Genomic DNA, 15142 nt, shown 5'->3' with positions numbered 1-15142 from the left:
GAACAGACGGTGACGAAGACCGTTCCCGCCCGCACGTGCACAATGGAAGGCGCCATGACTGACGTGCAGCAGACCTTCTATGAGGCGGTGGGCGGAGCGGAGACGTTCCGCAAGCTCACCGCGCGCTTCTACGAGGAAGTCGCCAAGGACGACATCGTCCGGCCCCTCTATCCCGAGGAAGATCTGGGTCCGGCCGAACGCCGGATGCGGATGTTCCTCGAGCAGTACTGGGGCGGACCGCACACCTATTCGGACGAGCGCGGCCACCCGCGACTGCGGATGCGTCACCACCCGTTCAAGATCGGCCCGATCGAACGCGACGCCTGGCTGCGGTGCATGCACACAGCGATCGCGTCGATCGACTCCGGGACGCTCGACGACGCGCATCGCAAGGCTCTGCGGGAGTACATGGACATGGCCGCGGCGTCGATGGTGAACTCCGCCTTCTGAAACCGCCGCAAGCCGATTGCGCCTGTCGAGTCGTGGCGGGGACGATCGTTTGGCACGATGGGCGATTGTGAGCACTCCCGCCGAAACGTCCGCCGACGACACACAGCCGGCACCCTGGTGGTCCGACGCGGTCTTCTACCAGATCTATCCCCGCTCGTTCGCCGACGCGAACGGTGACGGCGTCGGCGATCTCCAGGGAGTGCGCGACAAACTCGGCTACCTCGAACTGCTCGGTGTCGACGCCCTCTGGCTGAGCCCGGTCATGCGTTCCCCGATGGCCGATCACGGCTACGACGTGTCCGATCCCCGCGACATCGACCCGTTGTTCGGCGATCTGGAGGTCATGGACGAGCTGATCGAGGCTGCGCACGCCCGCCAGATCAAGGTCACGATGGACCTGGTGCCCAACCACACCAGCGTCGAGCACGAATGGTTCCGGGCCGCCGTGGCATCGCCACCGGGCAGTCCGGAACGGGACCGGTACATCTTCCGCGACGGCCGCGGCGAGAACGGCGCGGAGCCGCCGAACAACTGGCCGAGCATCTTCGGCGGTCCGGCGTGGACCCGGATCACCGAGGCCGACGGCACGCCCGGCCAGTGGTACCTGCACATCTTCGCGGCGGAGCAGCCCGACCTGAACTGGGACAACCCGGAGGTCGTCGAGGATCTCACGAAGACGCTGCGGTTCTGGCTCGACCGGGGCGTCGACGGATTCCGCATCGACGTCGCGCACGGCATGGCGAAGCCCGAAGGTCTTCCGGATCACGACTGGTCCGCCAACGAACTGCTGCACAACTCGGACGACGACCCGCGGTTCGACAACCCCGCCGTCCACGACATCCACCGCGGCATCCGCAAGGTCCTCGACGAGTACCCGGGCACGGTGGCCGTCGGGGAGATCTGGGTCCGCGACAACGAACGCTTCGGCGAGTACATCCGGCCCGACGAACTGCACCTCGGGTTCAACTTCCGGCTGGCGGAGGCCGAGTTCTCGGCGGAGACGGTCCGGGGGGCGATCGAGAACTCCCTGACCGCCGTCGACCAGGTCGGCGGAACCCCCACCTGGACCCTGTCGAACCACGACGTCGAACGGGAGGTCACCCGGTACGGCGGCGGCGAGATCGGCACCGCACGCGCCCGGGCCATGATCCTCGTCGAACTGGCGCTGCCGGGTGCGGCGTTCCTGTACAACGGCGCCGAACTCGGCCTGCCCAACGTCGACCTGCCCGATTCGGCGTTGCAGGACCCGGTGTGGGAGCGGTCCGATCACACCGAACGCGGCCGCGACGGATGCCGGGTGCCCGTCCCCTGGGAGGGCACCGAACCGCCGTTCGGGTTCAGCACGGGCGAACCCTGGCTGCCGATGCCTGCCGAGTGGGCCGGCCTGACCGTTGAGGCGCAACTCGAGGACGTCACGTCGACGCTCTCGCTGTACCGGGCGGCACTCGAACTACGCTCGTTCCGCCCGGAGTTCTCCGGTCCCGGAGTCGACTGGTACGGCAGTCCCGAGGGCTGCTTCGCCTTCCGCAGGCGCGGTGGTCTGATCTGCGCGCTGAACGCCACCGAGGCGCCGATCTCGCTGCCGCCCGGCGAGGTGCTGCTCAGCAGCGCGCCGCTCGTCGAGGGGCAGCTTCCGCCGAACGCGGCGGCGTGGCTCATCTGACCCGGACTCCCCCGGTTGCGGTGTGCGGCCCGGCCTACCGGGCCACCGACAGCGGAATCCCCCCACCGCGGTGCCGGTAGATCGACCCGAACCGGGCGTCCACCCGCAGCCACGACGCGGTGGCCCGCACCCGGACCAGTTCCGAGGCGTCGATGCGATCGAGGTCGATGTCGGCGGTCAGCCGATCCGAGCCTGCGTGCGGGACGAACCCCATCGCGGTGAGCGCGAACACCACCCGCATCGGGATACCGACCGTCTGCCCCGCGCCCTCCACCCGCAGGACCTCCTGGTCGAGCAGGGACGCGGGTGGGCCGTGGCTGCTGCCGTGCTCCTGCGCCAGCGCCGCACCGCGCTGTGCGAGGTCGACCAGCACGCGCGCCGGGACGTCGTCGACGTGGACGAAACCCTCCGTCGGAGGCAGGGCGCCCCGCCACGCCGAATCCATCGAGAACCCCGGATCGATGTCGGCGGCGGTCGCCGCTTCGAGCGCGGCGAGCAGTTGGTCACCGCCAGCGGACGTGTCGTCGGGGGTGATCGTCCCCGCGATCGTGCGCACCGCCAGCGCGTCGAAACCGGTTGCCGCCCAGGCCGTCAGGCGGCCCGGCCCGCGTTGGCGGAGGCGCACCACCGTCGCCTCGTCCAACCGGACCACCCGAGTGAGGAAGGTGGCGAGATCGCCGCGTTCCGTCGCGTCCGGGATCGACAGGACGCGCTCATGCACGCTGCCAGCTCTCCAGGTACCCGCGCTCGACGTCGGTGATCCTGCGGAGTCGCTGAGTGTCGATGTCGAACGCCGCGATCTGCGTCGACGCAACGATCGACGGCGCGACCGAGACGTCGACACCCTTCGGTCGGACCTCGTAGTTGATCGTGAAATCGACGGCGCGAACCTTTTCGACCCACATCAGCACGTCCAGCGGTGAATCGCTGTGCCGGAGCTGCCCGCGGTAGCGCACGTGCAGGTCGGCGATGACCGCGCCGTCACGCAACGTGACCGTGGGCCGGTCGTCCTCGAACAGCCAGGGAATCCGCGCCTCCTCCAGCAGCGTCACCATCCGAGCGTGGTTGATGTGCTGGAAGACGTCCATGTCCGACCATCGAACTTCGACCTCCGCGTGAAAGCCCTCGCTCAACGTCATACCTCCGATCGGGTGCCCATACCGCGCACCATGCTGCGTACCTGACGCGCCGCCACCGAGAGCGTCGCGAGGTCAAGGGTCCCAGACTCGAAAATCTCGGTGAGAGCGGACCTCGCCCTGGCCAGCCGGGACGCGTTCGTCGACTCCCAGTCGTCGATCTTCTCCTGCGGCGTCTCGTGAGGTTCGCCACCGAGAAGCACTTCCATCGTGAGCTGGCGCAGCGAACTGTAGAGGTCGTCGCGCAACGCGAGACGGGCCAGCGAATGCCACCGGTCGCCACGCGCGAGGGTGGACACCGCGCTGAGCAGCCAGTCGATGCCGAGGTGTGCGTCGAGCTCGTAGTACAGCTCGGCGACCTCGTCGATGTCGCGCTCGGCGATGTCGGCGATGTCGATGATGTCGAGCAGGCAGAACTTGTCGAGGAGCCGGAACACCTCGAAGGCCAGGTCTTCGGGCGCTCCGCGGACGACGAGCGGCCGCACCCTCGTCTCCACGTCGGTGAGCTGATGCCCCCGCACGAGTTGCGGCACCTTCGGCGAGAGGGCCCGGAAGTCGGCGGAGTAGCGGGCGATCTCGGCACCCACTGCGAGGGGCTGGGGCCGATTGGTCAGCAACCAGCGCGACGCCCGGTCCAGAAGCCGGCCCGACTCGAGAATCAGGTCGTCCTCGATGTCCGCGGCGATGTTCGCCGACCGGATCCGCGACCACAGGTCGGGCAGGGCGAAGATCTCGGTCACCGCCGCATACGCGCGGATGGCGTCGGTGCTGCTCGCACCCGCCTCGTCCGCCAACCGGTACGCGAAGGTGATTCCGCCGTTGTCGATGGTCTCGTTCGCGAGCATCGTCGCCACGATCTGCCTGCGCAGGGGATGCGCCTTGATCGCCGTGCGGAACTGCTTCCGCAGCACCGTCGGGAAGTACCGCGGCAGCCGCGGCGCGAACGTCTCGCTGTCGGGCAGGTCCGTCGCGAGGAGGTCGTCCTTGAGCGCAAGCTTCACGTGCGCGGTGAGAGTCGCGAGTTCCGGGGACGTCAGCCCCTGCCCGGCCTGCCTGCGACGGGCGATCTCCTCCTCGGTGGGCAGGGCCTCGAGTTTGCGGTCGAGACCGCGGCGGGACGCGAGGTGCTCGATCTGACGGCGGTGCACGCTCAGCATGGGGACCGCGCTGGTCCGGGAGACACCGAGGAGGTTGTTCTGGGCGATGTTGTTCGCGAGAACGAGGTGGGCCACCTCGTCGGTCATCGACGCCAGCAGCGGATTGCGGTCCTCCCGAGGCAACCCGCCGCCGCTCACCAACGAGTCCAGCAGGATCTTGATGTTCACCTCGTGATCGGAGCAGTCGACGCCCGCCGAGTTGTCGATGGCGTCGGTGTTGATCCGGCCACCGTTCTGGCTGTACTCGATGCGGCCGAGTGCCGTCACCCCCAGGTTGCCGCCCTCACCGACCACCCTGGCCCGCACCTCGTTGCCGTCGACGCGCACGGAGTCGTTGCTCTTGTCGCCCACCATCGCGTTGGTCTCGGTGGACGCCTTGACGTACGTGCCGATGCCGCCGTTCCACAGCAGATCCACCGGGGCACACAGGATCGCCCGGACCAGTTCCGGTGGGGAGAGTTCGGTGACGGTGTCGTCGAGTCCGAGGGCGGCTCGCGCGGCCGCGCTGATCGGGACCGATTTGCGGGTCCGGTCCCACACTCCGCCGCCCGCACTGATGAGGCCGGTGTCGTAGTCGGCCCACGACGACCGGGGCAGCGCGAACATCCGGGATCGCTCCTCGAACGACGTGGCGGCGTCGGGATCGGGGTCGAGGAAGATGTGCCGGTGGTCGAACGCCGCGACCAGCCGGATGTGCCTGCTCAGCAGCATGCCGTTCCCGAACACGTCGCCGCTCATGTCGCCGACACCGACCGTCGTGAAGTCCTCGGCCTGGGTGTCGACGCCCATCTCGCGGAAGTGCCGTTTCACGCTCTCCCAGGCACCGCGAGCGGTGATGCCCATCCCCTTGTGGTCGTAGCCGGCCGACCCACCGGACGCGAACGCGTCGCCGAGCCAGAAATTGTACTGCTCCGCAACCGAATTGGCGAGGTCGGAGAATTTCGCGGTGCCCTTGTCCGCGGCCACGACGAGATACCGGTCGTCGCCGTCCCGCCGCACCACCCGGGCAGGCGGCACGATCTCACCCGACACGTGATCTACATTGTCGGTGAGATCCAGGAGCCCGGAGATGAACGTGCGGTAGCAGTCCTGGCCCGCCTCGAGAGCGGCCGCGCGGTCGGCCGCCGCGTCCCCCGACGGTGTCGGCGGATTCTTGACGACGAAGCCGCCCTTCGCCCCGACCGGGACGATCACCGCGTTCTTCACGGCCTGCGCCTTCGCCAACCCCAGGATCTCGGTGCGGAAATCCTCACGCCGGTCCGACCAGCGCAACCCGCCGCGGGCGACGGACCCGAACCGCAGGTGCACACCCTCGACGTCGGGTGAGTACACGAAGATCTCGTACTTGGGCCGGGGCTTCGGCAGTTCCTGGATCGAGGTCGGATCGAGCTTGATCGACAGATGGGCCGGCGGCTCCCCGGTCTCGCCCGTCACGAAGTAGTTGGTACGCAGCGTCGACGTGATCAGCCCGAACAGACCGCGCAGGATGCGGTCCGCGTCGAGGCTGACCACGGAGTCGATGTACTCCCGCAGGCGGGTGTCGAGTTCGGCCACCAGGTCGGGTGACGGTGTCTCCGGGTCGAACATCGCCTCGAACAACTCGACGAGTGTGTACGCCGATCGGGGATTTGCAAGCGCAACCCCCTCGATGTGAAACTGGCTGTAGGGAAATCCCGCCTGGCGCAGATACTTTGCGTACGCACGCAGGATCACGGCCTGCCGCCACGACACTCCCGCCCGCAGGATCAGCTCGTTGAAGCGGTCCGCCTCCGCCCGCCCGAACCAGACCGCCGTGAACGCATCCGTGAACCGTTCCTGAAGCTTCGGTTCGGCCGCGGACGCCTCCTCGGCGGCGAGTTCGGCATCGAGGTCGTCCTCCACCGAGGAGCGGAGCAACTCCGCGGGCACCGACAACCCGAAATCGTAGATCCAGCACGTCAACCCGTCGGGCCGCGGAATCTGGTAGGGGCGTTCGTCGAGGACTTCCACGCCCAAACTCTGCAGCACCGGAAGCACCTGGCTCAGAGAAATACCGTCGCCGCCCACATACAGGGTGAACCGCCAGTGCCCGACCTCCGCCCCACGGTCGCGGTACAGCAACAGGTCGATGGAGCCGCCTGCGAGCGCCTCCAGCCTCGCGAGATCCGACAGCGCGCGGGTGGCGTCGAAATCCTCCTTGTACCCCTCGGGCAGCACGTCGGCATAACGCTGCGCCAGAATGGGATCCACACCGGCGGTGACCGGCAACAGGTCCCCGAGGTGGTCGTCCCAGCTGCGGCTCGCCTCGGCCAGCATCGCCTGGACCCGTTCGCGGTCGGCGTCCGACAGGTCGAGCAGCGACCCCCTGTGTTCGATATTCTTGCGGATCGTCACGTGCAGTAACGCCAGGTCGGACTCCGTGACGCGTGCAGTGTATTCCAAAGTGCCGCCGCCGAATTCCCGCAGCAGGATGTCCTGCATGGCGAGCCGGACCCGGGTGGTGTACCGGTCCCGGGGCAGGTAGATCAGGCAGGAGACGAACCGTCCGAGGAAGTCCTCGCGCACGAACAGGCGCACCTGACGCCTGAGGCCGATGCTGTGCACGGCCGTCACCGTGTCGAACAGGGTGTCCGCGTCGCTGGAGAACAGTTCGGTGCGCGGGAACGACTGGATGACCTCCAGCATCGCCTGCCCCGAATACGAGTTCAACTGGAACCCGGCCCGGTCGATCACCTTGCGCACCCGGCGGGCGATCACCGGAATGTCGAGGACGTTCTCGTGCAGCGCCGTGACGGTGAAGACGCCGAGGAAGCGGTGCTCACCGGTGATGTTGCCGTTCGCGTCGAGGATGCTCACGCCGACGAAGAACGGGTAGACCGAGCGGTGCACGGTCGCGGGGAAGGAGCCCTGCGTGAGCACGAGCAGGGGGCGGTCGGGGATCTCGGCGGCAGGCGGCAGACTCAGCGGGCCCTCGGTGACCGTGTCGGAGCGCAGCAGTCCGAGACCACTGCCCGGCACCACCTGCAGGCTCCGGGCGCCGGAATCGTCCGGCTCCCCCAGTTCGAAACGCCGGTACCCGAGCGCCGCGTAATTGCCCTGCGACATCCACCGCAGCAGGTCGGCGCAGTCCTCCAGGTCGTTCTTCGACACGCCGGGACAGGGTGCGGACGCCTCGAGTTCGTCGGCCAGCGTCCGCTCGAGCTTGCGCATGATGTCGGTGTCCCGGACCACCTGGCGCACGTCGGCGAGGACGGTGCCGACCTCCTTCTCGAGCGTGTCGAGGACCGCGGAGTCGGCACGCGGATCGAGTTGGACGTGGATCCACGACTCGGACACACCGTCCTCGTCGGCATCCTTGGCCTTGTCTCCCATGAGGATTCCGCGCAGTGCGCCGATCGGATCACGCCGCACCGACACGATCGGGTGCACGAATTCGCTGATCCCGATGCCGAGCCGGTTCAGCAGCGCGGTGATCGATTCGACGAGCAGCGGCATGTCGTCCGTGACGATCTGCAGGGACGCACCGAGTTCGCGCCCGTCGCCCGGCCGGTAGACCCGGGTGATCGCGCGCTCCGGGGGCCGATGCAGGGCAAGCGTCAGATGCGCGCCGAGCACGGCGTCGGAGGCGCCGTTGACGGCGCTCTCGCTGTCACCGCGATCGACGTGCCGGAAGTACACGGCTGCGAGAGTCGGCACCTGAGACCGGAGACCTTCGGGCAGATTCCGCGCCCACTCCGCATCTTTCAGTGCTGCCGATTCCGTCATCGGGGCTCACTTCCTCTTCGTTCCGATCGCCGCGGGCAACTCTCTCGAGACTAGCCCGCGGCGATGGGAACAGAGGGTGAACTTCGGGCACCCCGCGTGCCGGATTTGTCAGCCGGTGGTCACTGGCGCGAGGTACTTCTCGAGCCCGTCGCGTTCCGCCTCGGACAGCGGACGCGACCGTTCGGTCTTCACGTCGAACGCCACCAGCAGCGCGTCGCCCGTCGCGCAGTGGACGCCGTCGCGGTTCGTGACGACGTGCCGGATCGTGTACGACGAATTGCCGACATGGAGCACCGACACGTCGATCGTCAGCGGACCGGAGGCGTCGGTGACGGGACGCAGGAACTCCACGTCCATCTTGCGCACCACCATCGCACCGGGCTGGGCGCCGGCGGCGCGCAACTCGGTGGTCAGGAATGCGATCCGCGCTTCCTGCATGTACTCCATGAAGCGGGTGTTGTTGACGTGACCCAGGCGGTCGGAGTCACCCCACCGGACCTGGATCTCGTACGTGAAGGCCTGCTGCCCCACCAGGTCAGTCCCTCGTCAGCTTGCGGTGGGTGACGCGGTGCGGACGTGCCGCATCCGGTCCGAGCCGCTCGACCTTGTTGGCCTCGTAGCCCTCGAAGTTGCCCTCGTACCAGTACCAGGCAGCCTCGTTGTCGCCGAAGCCGCCCTCCCACGCGAGGATGTGCGTGCAGGTCCGGTCGAGGAACCAGCGGTCGTGGGAGATCACGACGGCGCAGCCGGGGAACTGTTCGAGCGCGTTCTCCAGCGAACCGAGGGTTTCGACGTCGAGGTCGTTGGTCGGTTCGTCGAGCAGGATCAGGTTTCCGCCCTGCTTGAGCGTCATCGCGAGGTTCAGGCGGTTGCGCTCACCACCGGACAGCACGCCCGCCGGCTTCTGCTGATCGTGGCCCTTGAACCCGAACGAGCTGATGTAGGCGCGCGACGGCATTTCCGTCTGGCCGACCACGATGTGATCGAGGCCGTCGGACACGACCTCCCACACCGTCTTGTCGGGGTCGATGCCGGTGCGGTTCTGGTCGACGTAGCTGAGCTTGACGGTCTGACCGATCTTCACCTCGCCCGCGTCCGGCTCCTCGAGCCCGACGACGGTCTTGAACAGCGTCGTCTTACCCACACCGTTGGGGCCGATCACGCCGACGATGCCGTTACGCGGCAGGGTGAACGACAGGTCCTTGATCAGGACCCGGCCGTCGAAGCCCTTGTCGAGGTTCGACACCTCCACCACGACGTCGCCGAGGCGCGGCGGCGCGGGGATCTGGATCTCGTCGAAGTCGAGCTTGCGGGTCTTCTCGGCCTCGTTGGCCATTTCTTCGTAGCGGTCGAGGCGGGCCTTGTTCTTGGCCTGACGGGCCTTCGCTCCCGAACGGACCCAGGCCAGCTCCTCCTTGAGGCGCTTCTGCAGCTTCTGGTCCTTCTTGCCCTGGACCTCGAGGCGGGCGGCCTTCTGCTCCAGGTAGGTGGAGTAGTTACCTTCGTACGGGTACAGGCGGCCGCGGTCGACCTCACAGATCCACTGGGCGACGTGGTCGAGGAAGTACCGGTCGTGGGTGACGGCCAGGATCGCACCCGGGTAGGCCGCGAGGTGCTGCTCCAGCCACAGGACGCTCTCCGCGTCGAGGTGGTTGGTCGGCTCGTCGAGCAGCAGCAGGTCGGGCTTGCTGAGCAGCAGCTTGCAGAGGGCGACGCGGCGCTTCTCACCACCGGAGAGGTGCGTGACCATGTCCTCAGGCGGCGGACAACGCAGGGCGTCCATCGCCTGCTCGAGCTGGGAATCGATCTCCCACGCGTCGGCATGGTCGAGCTTCTCCTGGAGCTCGCCCATCTCCTCCATCAGCTCGTCGGAGTAGTCGGTGGCCATCAGCTCGGCGATCTCGTTGTACCGCTTGAGCTGGACCATGGTTTCACCCATGCCCTCTTCGACGTTCTCGCGAACGGTCTTCGTCTCGTCCAGGTGCGGTTCCTGCATGAGGATCCCGACGGTGGCACCGGGAGCGATGAACGCTTCACCGTTGCCCGGCTGATCCAGCCCCGCCATGATCTTGAGGATGCTGGACTTACCCGCGCCGTTCGGGCCGACCACACCGATCTTGGCGCCGGGGTAGAAGCTCATCGTGACGTCATCGAGGATGACCTTGTCACCGTGCGCCTTGCGCACCTTCTTCATCGTGTAAATGAACTCAGCCATGGGGCCAGCCTAATGGTGAGGCGCGACGAACCCACATCGCGGAGGGTCGGGAACGTGATCGGGGGCTTCCCGGGAAGATGCTGCGGGCACCGGCGCCGGGAACGCAGAGGTCGGCGCCGATACCCGCAGGTGCGCTACGCGACGAGGGACCGGGTGGCCACCTCTTCGGTCGCCGGGTTCCCCGCATCACCGTCGGTCGTTCTCGGCGCGCGCTCGAGCACGACCGTGCACCGGGCCAGATCCGGTCCGATCGCGGTGGCGCTCAACTCCAGGTCGGAGCGGGCGATGCCGTCCCGGGTGGTGTATTCGGTCGTCCGCAACTCGCCCGTCACGAGGACGGGATCGCCCTTCGTGAGCGAGGCGACGACCCCGGCCATCAACCGCCGCCTGCAGGTCACCGTGAGGTAGAGCGTGCTCCCGTCACGCCACTCCCCCGTCGCGTGGTCGCGGCGCCGGACCGTGCTCGCCATCCGGAAACTGAGGAACTCGTCACCGGCGGCGTTCGACCGGGTGACCGGGCTGGTGATGACCGTTCCGACGACGGTGCCGTGTGTTTCGTACATGACGTCTACCCCCTGTGAGTGCGGCAAAGTGCCTTCACTCACAGCGTGCCGTCCGGCGGCGTCGTTTTCGGCCCGCATCGGACATCTGTGGAGAAATCGAGCGGTTGTGGATGGAACCGCGAAATCGGCCTCGGGAGCCCCGAACGTGTCGGGGCGGCGTGCTAGCGGTCAGCGTCCGGCTTCGCGGTCCCGTCGCGCCAGCTCCGCGAACATTCTGTTGTGCGCTGCCAGATCCGCGTCGTCGTTCCGGTCCGCGGCCCGGTCGACCCGCTTCGCCGTGCGGCCGTCGCTGCGGGACCACTGGATGAGCAGCGCCATCATCACCAGCACCAGTGGGATCTCTCCGGTGGCCCATGCGATGCTGCCGCCCAGTTGCTGGTCCCCCACCAGGTCGGCGTTCCAGCCGAGTCCGAGCGATCGGTAGTACCACTCGCCCATCACGGCGCCCATGCTCATCAGCGCGACGCCGAAGAAGGCGTGGAACGGCAGGGAGCCGAACACCATCGCGAGCTTCGTCACCGGTTGCAGCTTGCGTGGCGACGGGTCGATGCCGATCGCGACCCAGTAGAAGAGGTAGCCGCTCAGCAGGAAGTGCAGGTTCATCAGGACGTGCGCGGAGTGGGAGTCGACGGCGGCCGCGAAGATCCCGCCGAGGTACAGGGCGTAGAAACCGCCCACGAACAGCACCGCCGCGACGACGGGGTGGGTGATGAACCGGGAGAACGGGCTGTGCAGCGCGGTCAGGATCCATTCGCGCAGTCCCGGCACACCGTTCTTTCCCGCGGGGTCGAGGGCCCGGAGCGCGAGCGTGATCGGGGCTCCGAGCACCAGGAGAACCGGCGCCAGCATGGACAGCGCCATGTGAGCGCCCATGTGCACGCTGAACACGGCGGGCGAGTACCGGCCGACGCCCGACGACGTCGCGATGAGCAGCACCACGCACCCGCACATCCAGGCGACGGTCCGGCCGACGGGCCAGCTGTCGCCGCGCCGCCGCAGTTTGCGTAGTCCGATCGCGTACACGACGGCCAGCACGATCGCGGCGGTGCCGTAGAGGAGGTCGAATCGCCAGTCCAGCATCAACCGGGCGAACGTGGGCGGCCCTGCCAGGTTGTAGCCGAGTTCCACTTCGGTGAGGGTGGGCGCCGCGGTCGGGGGCGGCGGGGGCGTGCGGCCGAGTCCGACGGCGAGGCCGATCGTCGCGGCGAAGACCATGACCTCCGCACCGGCGAAGCGGATCAGGTTGCCGCGTTTCGTCGGGTCCTTCTGCAGCGCGGGCAGCGCCCGTCGACGCTGCGCCCACCCGAACATCCCGAGTACGACGAGGGCCACGATCTTCGCGACCACCAGGCGTCCGTACGTGGTGTCGACCAGGTCGCCGATCTGGACGCGAACGAGCGCGTTGACCACACCGCTGACCGCCATGACGACGAAGCAAACGGTCGCGACCGCGGAGAACCTGCGCGCCGCGACGTCCGTGTAGGCGCCGCGCCTGCGGGCATGGGCGAGAAGTGCGAACAGACCGCCCGCCCACAGCGAGGCCGCGACGAGGTGCAAGATCAGGCTGTTCGTCGCCATGTCGTGCGAACCACCCGAGGACGAGTGCCCGGTCAACGCGAGCGGCATCAACCCGAGGATGCCGACGAGCAGCAGGATCGGCGTCCACCACCAGCGCAGCACGAGCCGGGAGGCGATCGCGAGGACGATGGCGATGATCGCGGTCCAGCGCCAGGCGCCTGCGAGTTCGACCTGATCGATCGAATTGAAGATGTTGGCCGGTTTGACCGCTTCGCCGAACGGTTGCCCGGACGTGTCCGACAGCGTCAGCGGGACGAGGACGAGGGCGGTCGCCGCCCACACGATCGCGGCGTACGACGCGGTGCGGACGGCGCGGTAGCCGTCCACGTCCAGGACGCCGGATTTCTGCGGAGGCACGAAGAACGCCGCGAGCAGCAGAGATCCGATGGTGATGACGGCAGCGATCTCCGACACGGCCCGCATGGCGGGCAATCCGTAGGTGGTGATCGGTCCGGGATCCGGAATTCCCAGCAACACGAGCGCCTGAGCAGCGGAAAGTCCGACGACGATTGCCGCAACCAGGCCGGCGATGAGACCGCCGACGACGAACAGGGCGGTCGAATCGGCACGATTCGGGGGTTTCGATGCCGGGTCGGACGCCGCGAGCTGGGGTGTAGCCATATATCAAGGGTAGGACCTACGACGGGCCGTCGGAGACGCGAGGGTCCGTCACGGTTCCGGCTACCGTCGACAGAGATGTGTCCCGGGGAAACGAGAGGCTGAGATGGCGGAGTTTCTGATCATCGTGGTGGCGTTGTTCTTCGCAGGCATGGGCGTCTACGGGCTCGCCCTTCCCGCCCGCCTGGTCGCACCGTTCGGTCTCACCGCGGATTCGGCGACTGCCCGCGCCGAGGTGCGCGCGGTCTACGGCGGTTTCGGTGTCGCGGTCGCGGGCCTGCTCTTCTACGCGGCCTTCGACCCCCACGGCATCCGATCCGTCGCCGCGGTGACGGTGGCCGTCGCCCTGCTGGGGATGGCGTTCGGCCGGATCGTCGCCGCCCTCATCGACCGGCCGACGCGCTTTTACCCCGTGTGGTTCTACTTCGTCGTCGAACTCGTTCTGGCGGGACTGCTGCTCTCCGCGGCGGCCTTGGGCTCCTGACGCACACACCCCAGCCCCGGTCGAAGCACTCGGGGCGGCAGGTAATATTTGCTGCGCGCCTCCGTAGCTCAGGGGATAGAGCAAGAGCCTTCTAATCTCTTGGTCGCAGGTTCGAATCCTGCCGGGGGCACATATGACACAAGTGGGAATAAGTCAATGATACCGATGACCAGCGGATTTCGGACTTCATCCCGAGTTCAACTCGAACAGTTGTTCCCAACTGTTCCTGCTTGTGTCAACCAAAGTGGAGAGTAAGTGGAGAGTCGCACTCGCCGTCGCATTTTGCCCAGCGGTCACGCTGCGGTTCGGCGCCAGCGCATGGCGGCGTTCGCACCGTCTCACCACACTGCCGGCAGACGTGCGTCCGATGGCCGCCGTTGGCGGCGGAGTCGCAGCCGCACACCTCCCAGCCGACGAGGCAGGTATGCGCCAGGAGCCGGTGCCCGCTCGAACAACGAGGAGGCGCGGGCTCGGTCGATCTCATGCCAGAATCGTCGCACAAACGTTCGAATGCTGGTACCGTCTGCCACGCCCCGGCGAGGAGGGAAGCCTGGCCGGGGCGCTTAGCAGCCCCCTCACGACCTGGGTGACCGCGCGCCCGTTGAGCCCAACAACCCGGTCCACTTCGAGTGCCGTGCGATGATCACATCGTGAAAGAGCACGGGTCGAAGTCGGTTTTCGTCATCTCCCCCATCGGAACCCCTGGTACCGACATCCACAGGCACGCATCAAATGTCTTGACCTACGTAATCAAGAAGGCCCTCTGCGAGCCTGACTGGACCGTGGTGCGGGCTGATGAAGAGTCGACCCCAGACTCGATCGGCCAACGGGTAGTCGACCGAGTCATCAAATCCGATCTCATCGTTGCGGACCTTACGGGCCACAATCCCAATGTCTTTTACGAACTAGCTGTGGCCCATTGCTTCAAACGGCCAGTCGTTCTACTTAAGGGCGACAACCTGCCAATCCCGTTCGACATCACAGATCAACGAGCAATTAGCTACGACCTAACCGACCCTGCATCCGTAGACAAGGCGAAGAACGACCTTGCGAAGTTCGCCCAAACGGCAGTGCTGAATCCGGAACAGCTAGTGACACCACTGACTCAGTACGACGCCATACAGGCGGTCTCACAGAAAGTGGCGGGAGGCGACCAGGAAGCTCTCGTCGACGTGCTAGAAGGTATTTCGAGCCGCCTTGCTCGCCTCGAACGCGGCCGAACATATCGTAATGTCACGATTTCAAACTCCATGGGGCCACTCACCCAGCAGTCGCTCGATTATGAAACCGATACGGCTAGAAAAATCGACAGAGAGATCAAAAATTTACAAAACGAAATCGACAGCCTCACCGAAGACCAACAGGAAGGAACGCAGAAAGCAGCCTTGACCAGGAAGATCGATGAGTTGAGATCGATGCGAAATCAACTTGAAAAAGAGCTAATAGAGAACCCCCGAAGGATTCCCTCGCGCGATCACGCTCAAGGCTGACGTCAGCAAGGTAAGGTTCATTCAGCCGCCAGCCAACTGCAGTT

At 66.8% G+C, this 15142-nt stretch carries 11 protein-coding genes, 1 tRNA gene and 1 pseudogene; 5 read left to right on the top strand and 8 right to left on the bottom strand.

Annotation, left to right across the window (positions count from 1 at the left end):
* Positions 1-54: 54 nt before the first annotated feature.
* Together JWS13_RS39310 and JWS13_RS39305 are read left to right on the top strand one after the other, a co-directional pair.
* Positions 55-450 (top strand): globin, encoded by a 396-nt coding sequence (locus JWS13_RS39310; protein ID WP_043824253.1) that lies wholly within the window; start codon positions 55-57, stop codon positions 448-450.
* A gap of 67 nt (positions 451-517) precedes the next feature.
* The gene (locus JWS13_RS39305; RefSeq protein WP_206010651.1) at positions 518-2113 is read left to right on the top strand and encodes a glycoside hydrolase family 13 protein; all 1596 of its coding nucleotides are present in this window, start codon (positions 518-520) and stop codon (positions 2111-2113) included.
* 34 nt (positions 2114-2147) lie between these two features.
* Here JWS13_RS39305 and JWS13_RS39300 read toward each other — a convergent pair whose 3' ends face one another.
* From JWS13_RS39300 to JWS13_RS39270, 7 genes are all read right to left on the bottom strand, one after another.
* Entirely contained in the window at positions 2148-2834 is a 687-nt protein-coding gene (locus JWS13_RS39300; RefSeq protein ID WP_206010650.1) for a DUF8010 domain-containing protein, read from the bottom strand.
* Positions 2827-3252, bottom strand: coding sequence for an acyl-CoA thioesterase (locus JWS13_RS39295; protein ID WP_124390101.1), 426 nt, complete (start codon positions 3250-3252; stop codon positions 2827-2829). The genes JWS13_RS39300 and JWS13_RS39295 overlap by 8 nt, the downstream gene beginning before the upstream one ends.
* Positions 3249-8150 (bottom strand): NAD-glutamate dehydrogenase, encoded by a 4902-nt coding sequence (locus tag JWS13_RS39290; protein ID WP_206010649.1) that lies wholly within the window; start codon positions 8148-8150, stop codon positions 3249-3251. Before JWS13_RS39290 ends, JWS13_RS39295 begins: the two co-directional genes overlap by 4 nt.
* Before the next feature lie 108 nt (positions 8151-8258).
* A complete protein-coding gene (locus tag JWS13_RS39285; protein ID WP_012688336.1) occupies positions 8259-8681 on the bottom strand; it encodes an acyl-CoA thioesterase in 423 nt (140 codons plus the stop codon).
* A 4-nt stretch (positions 8682-8685) separates the two neighbouring features.
* A complete protein-coding gene (gene ettA / locus JWS13_RS39280) occupies positions 8686-10365 on the bottom strand; it encodes an energy-dependent translational throttle protein EttA (protein ID WP_072947065.1) in 1680 nt (559 codons plus the stop codon).
* A 134-nt stretch (positions 10366-10499) separates the two neighbouring features.
* Positions 10500-10928 (bottom strand): single-stranded DNA-binding protein, encoded by a 429-nt coding sequence (locus tag JWS13_RS39275; protein WP_206010648.1) that lies wholly within the window; start codon positions 10926-10928, stop codon positions 10500-10502.
* Positions 10929-11096: 168 nt separating this feature from the next.
* Positions 11097-13127 carry a bifunctional copper resistance protein CopD/cytochrome c oxidase assembly protein gene (locus tag JWS13_RS39270; protein ID WP_206010647.1) on the bottom strand — a complete coding sequence of 677 codons (2031 nt, stop codon included), beginning with the start codon at positions 13125-13127 and terminating at the stop codon, positions 11097-11099.
* 103 nt (positions 13128-13230) lie between these two features.
* On the opposite strand from JWS13_RS39270, the gene JWS13_RS39265 reads away from it, so the two are divergent.
* Positions 13231-13608 (top strand): DUF4345 family protein, encoded by a 378-nt coding sequence (locus JWS13_RS39265; RefSeq protein WP_206010646.1) that lies wholly within the window; start codon positions 13231-13233, stop codon positions 13606-13608.
* Positions 13609-13665: 57 nt separating this feature from the next.
* Positions 13666-13738 (top strand) — tRNA-Arg (locus JWS13_RS39260).
* A gap of 56 nt (positions 13739-13794) precedes the next feature.
* Here JWS13_RS39260 and JWS13_RS46575 read toward each other — a convergent pair.
* Positions 13795-14055: pseudogene (locus tag JWS13_RS46575) on the bottom strand (hypothetical protein); the annotation flags it as partial.
* Between the two features lie 203 nt (positions 14056-14258).
* On the opposite strand from JWS13_RS46575, the gene JWS13_RS39250 reads away from it, so the two are divergent.
* The gene (locus tag JWS13_RS39250; protein WP_206010645.1) at positions 14259-15098 is read left to right on the top strand and encodes a hypothetical protein; all 840 of its coding nucleotides are present in this window, start codon (positions 14259-14261) and stop codon (positions 15096-15098) included.
* Positions 15099-15142: the final 44 nt, after the last annotated feature.

Origin of the sequence: Rhodococcus pseudokoreensis (genome assembly GCF_017068395.1) — a bacterium.
Lineage (GTDB): Bacteria > Actinomycetota > Actinomycetes > Mycobacteriales > Mycobacteriaceae > Rhodococcus_F > Rhodococcus_F pseudokoreensis.
Note: the sequence above shows the minus strand (reverse complement) of the source record. Positions and strands in the feature narration are given on the sequence as shown.

Excerpts from the sequence above, each read along its gene's own strand:
- JWS13_RS39310 (WP_043824253.1), top strand. The coding sequence starts at position 55 with ATGACTGACGTGCAGCAGACCTTCTATGAGGCGGTGGGCGGAGCGGAG.
- JWS13_RS39295 (WP_124390101.1), bottom strand. The coding sequence starts at position 3,252 with ATGACGTTGAGCGAGGGCTTTCACGCGGAGGTCGAAGTTCGATGGTCG.
- JWS13_RS39290 (WP_206010649.1), bottom strand. The coding sequence starts at position 8,150 with ATGACGGAATCGGCAGCACTGAAAGATGCGGAGTGGGCGCGGAATCTG.
- ettA (WP_072947065.1), bottom strand. The coding sequence starts at position 10,365 with ATGGCTGAGTTCATTTACACGATGAAGAAGGTGCGCAAGGCGCACGGT.
- JWS13_RS39275 (WP_206010648.1), bottom strand. The coding sequence starts at position 10,928 with ATGTACGAAACACACGGCACCGTCGTCGGAACGGTCATCACCAGCCCG.
- JWS13_RS39270 (WP_206010647.1), bottom strand. The coding sequence starts at position 13,127 with ATGGCTACACCCCAGCTCGCGGCGTCCGACCCGGCATCGAAACCCCCG.
- JWS13_RS39265 (WP_206010646.1), top strand. The coding sequence starts at position 13,231 with ATGGCGGAGTTTCTGATCATCGTGGTGGCGTTGTTCTTCGCAGGCATG.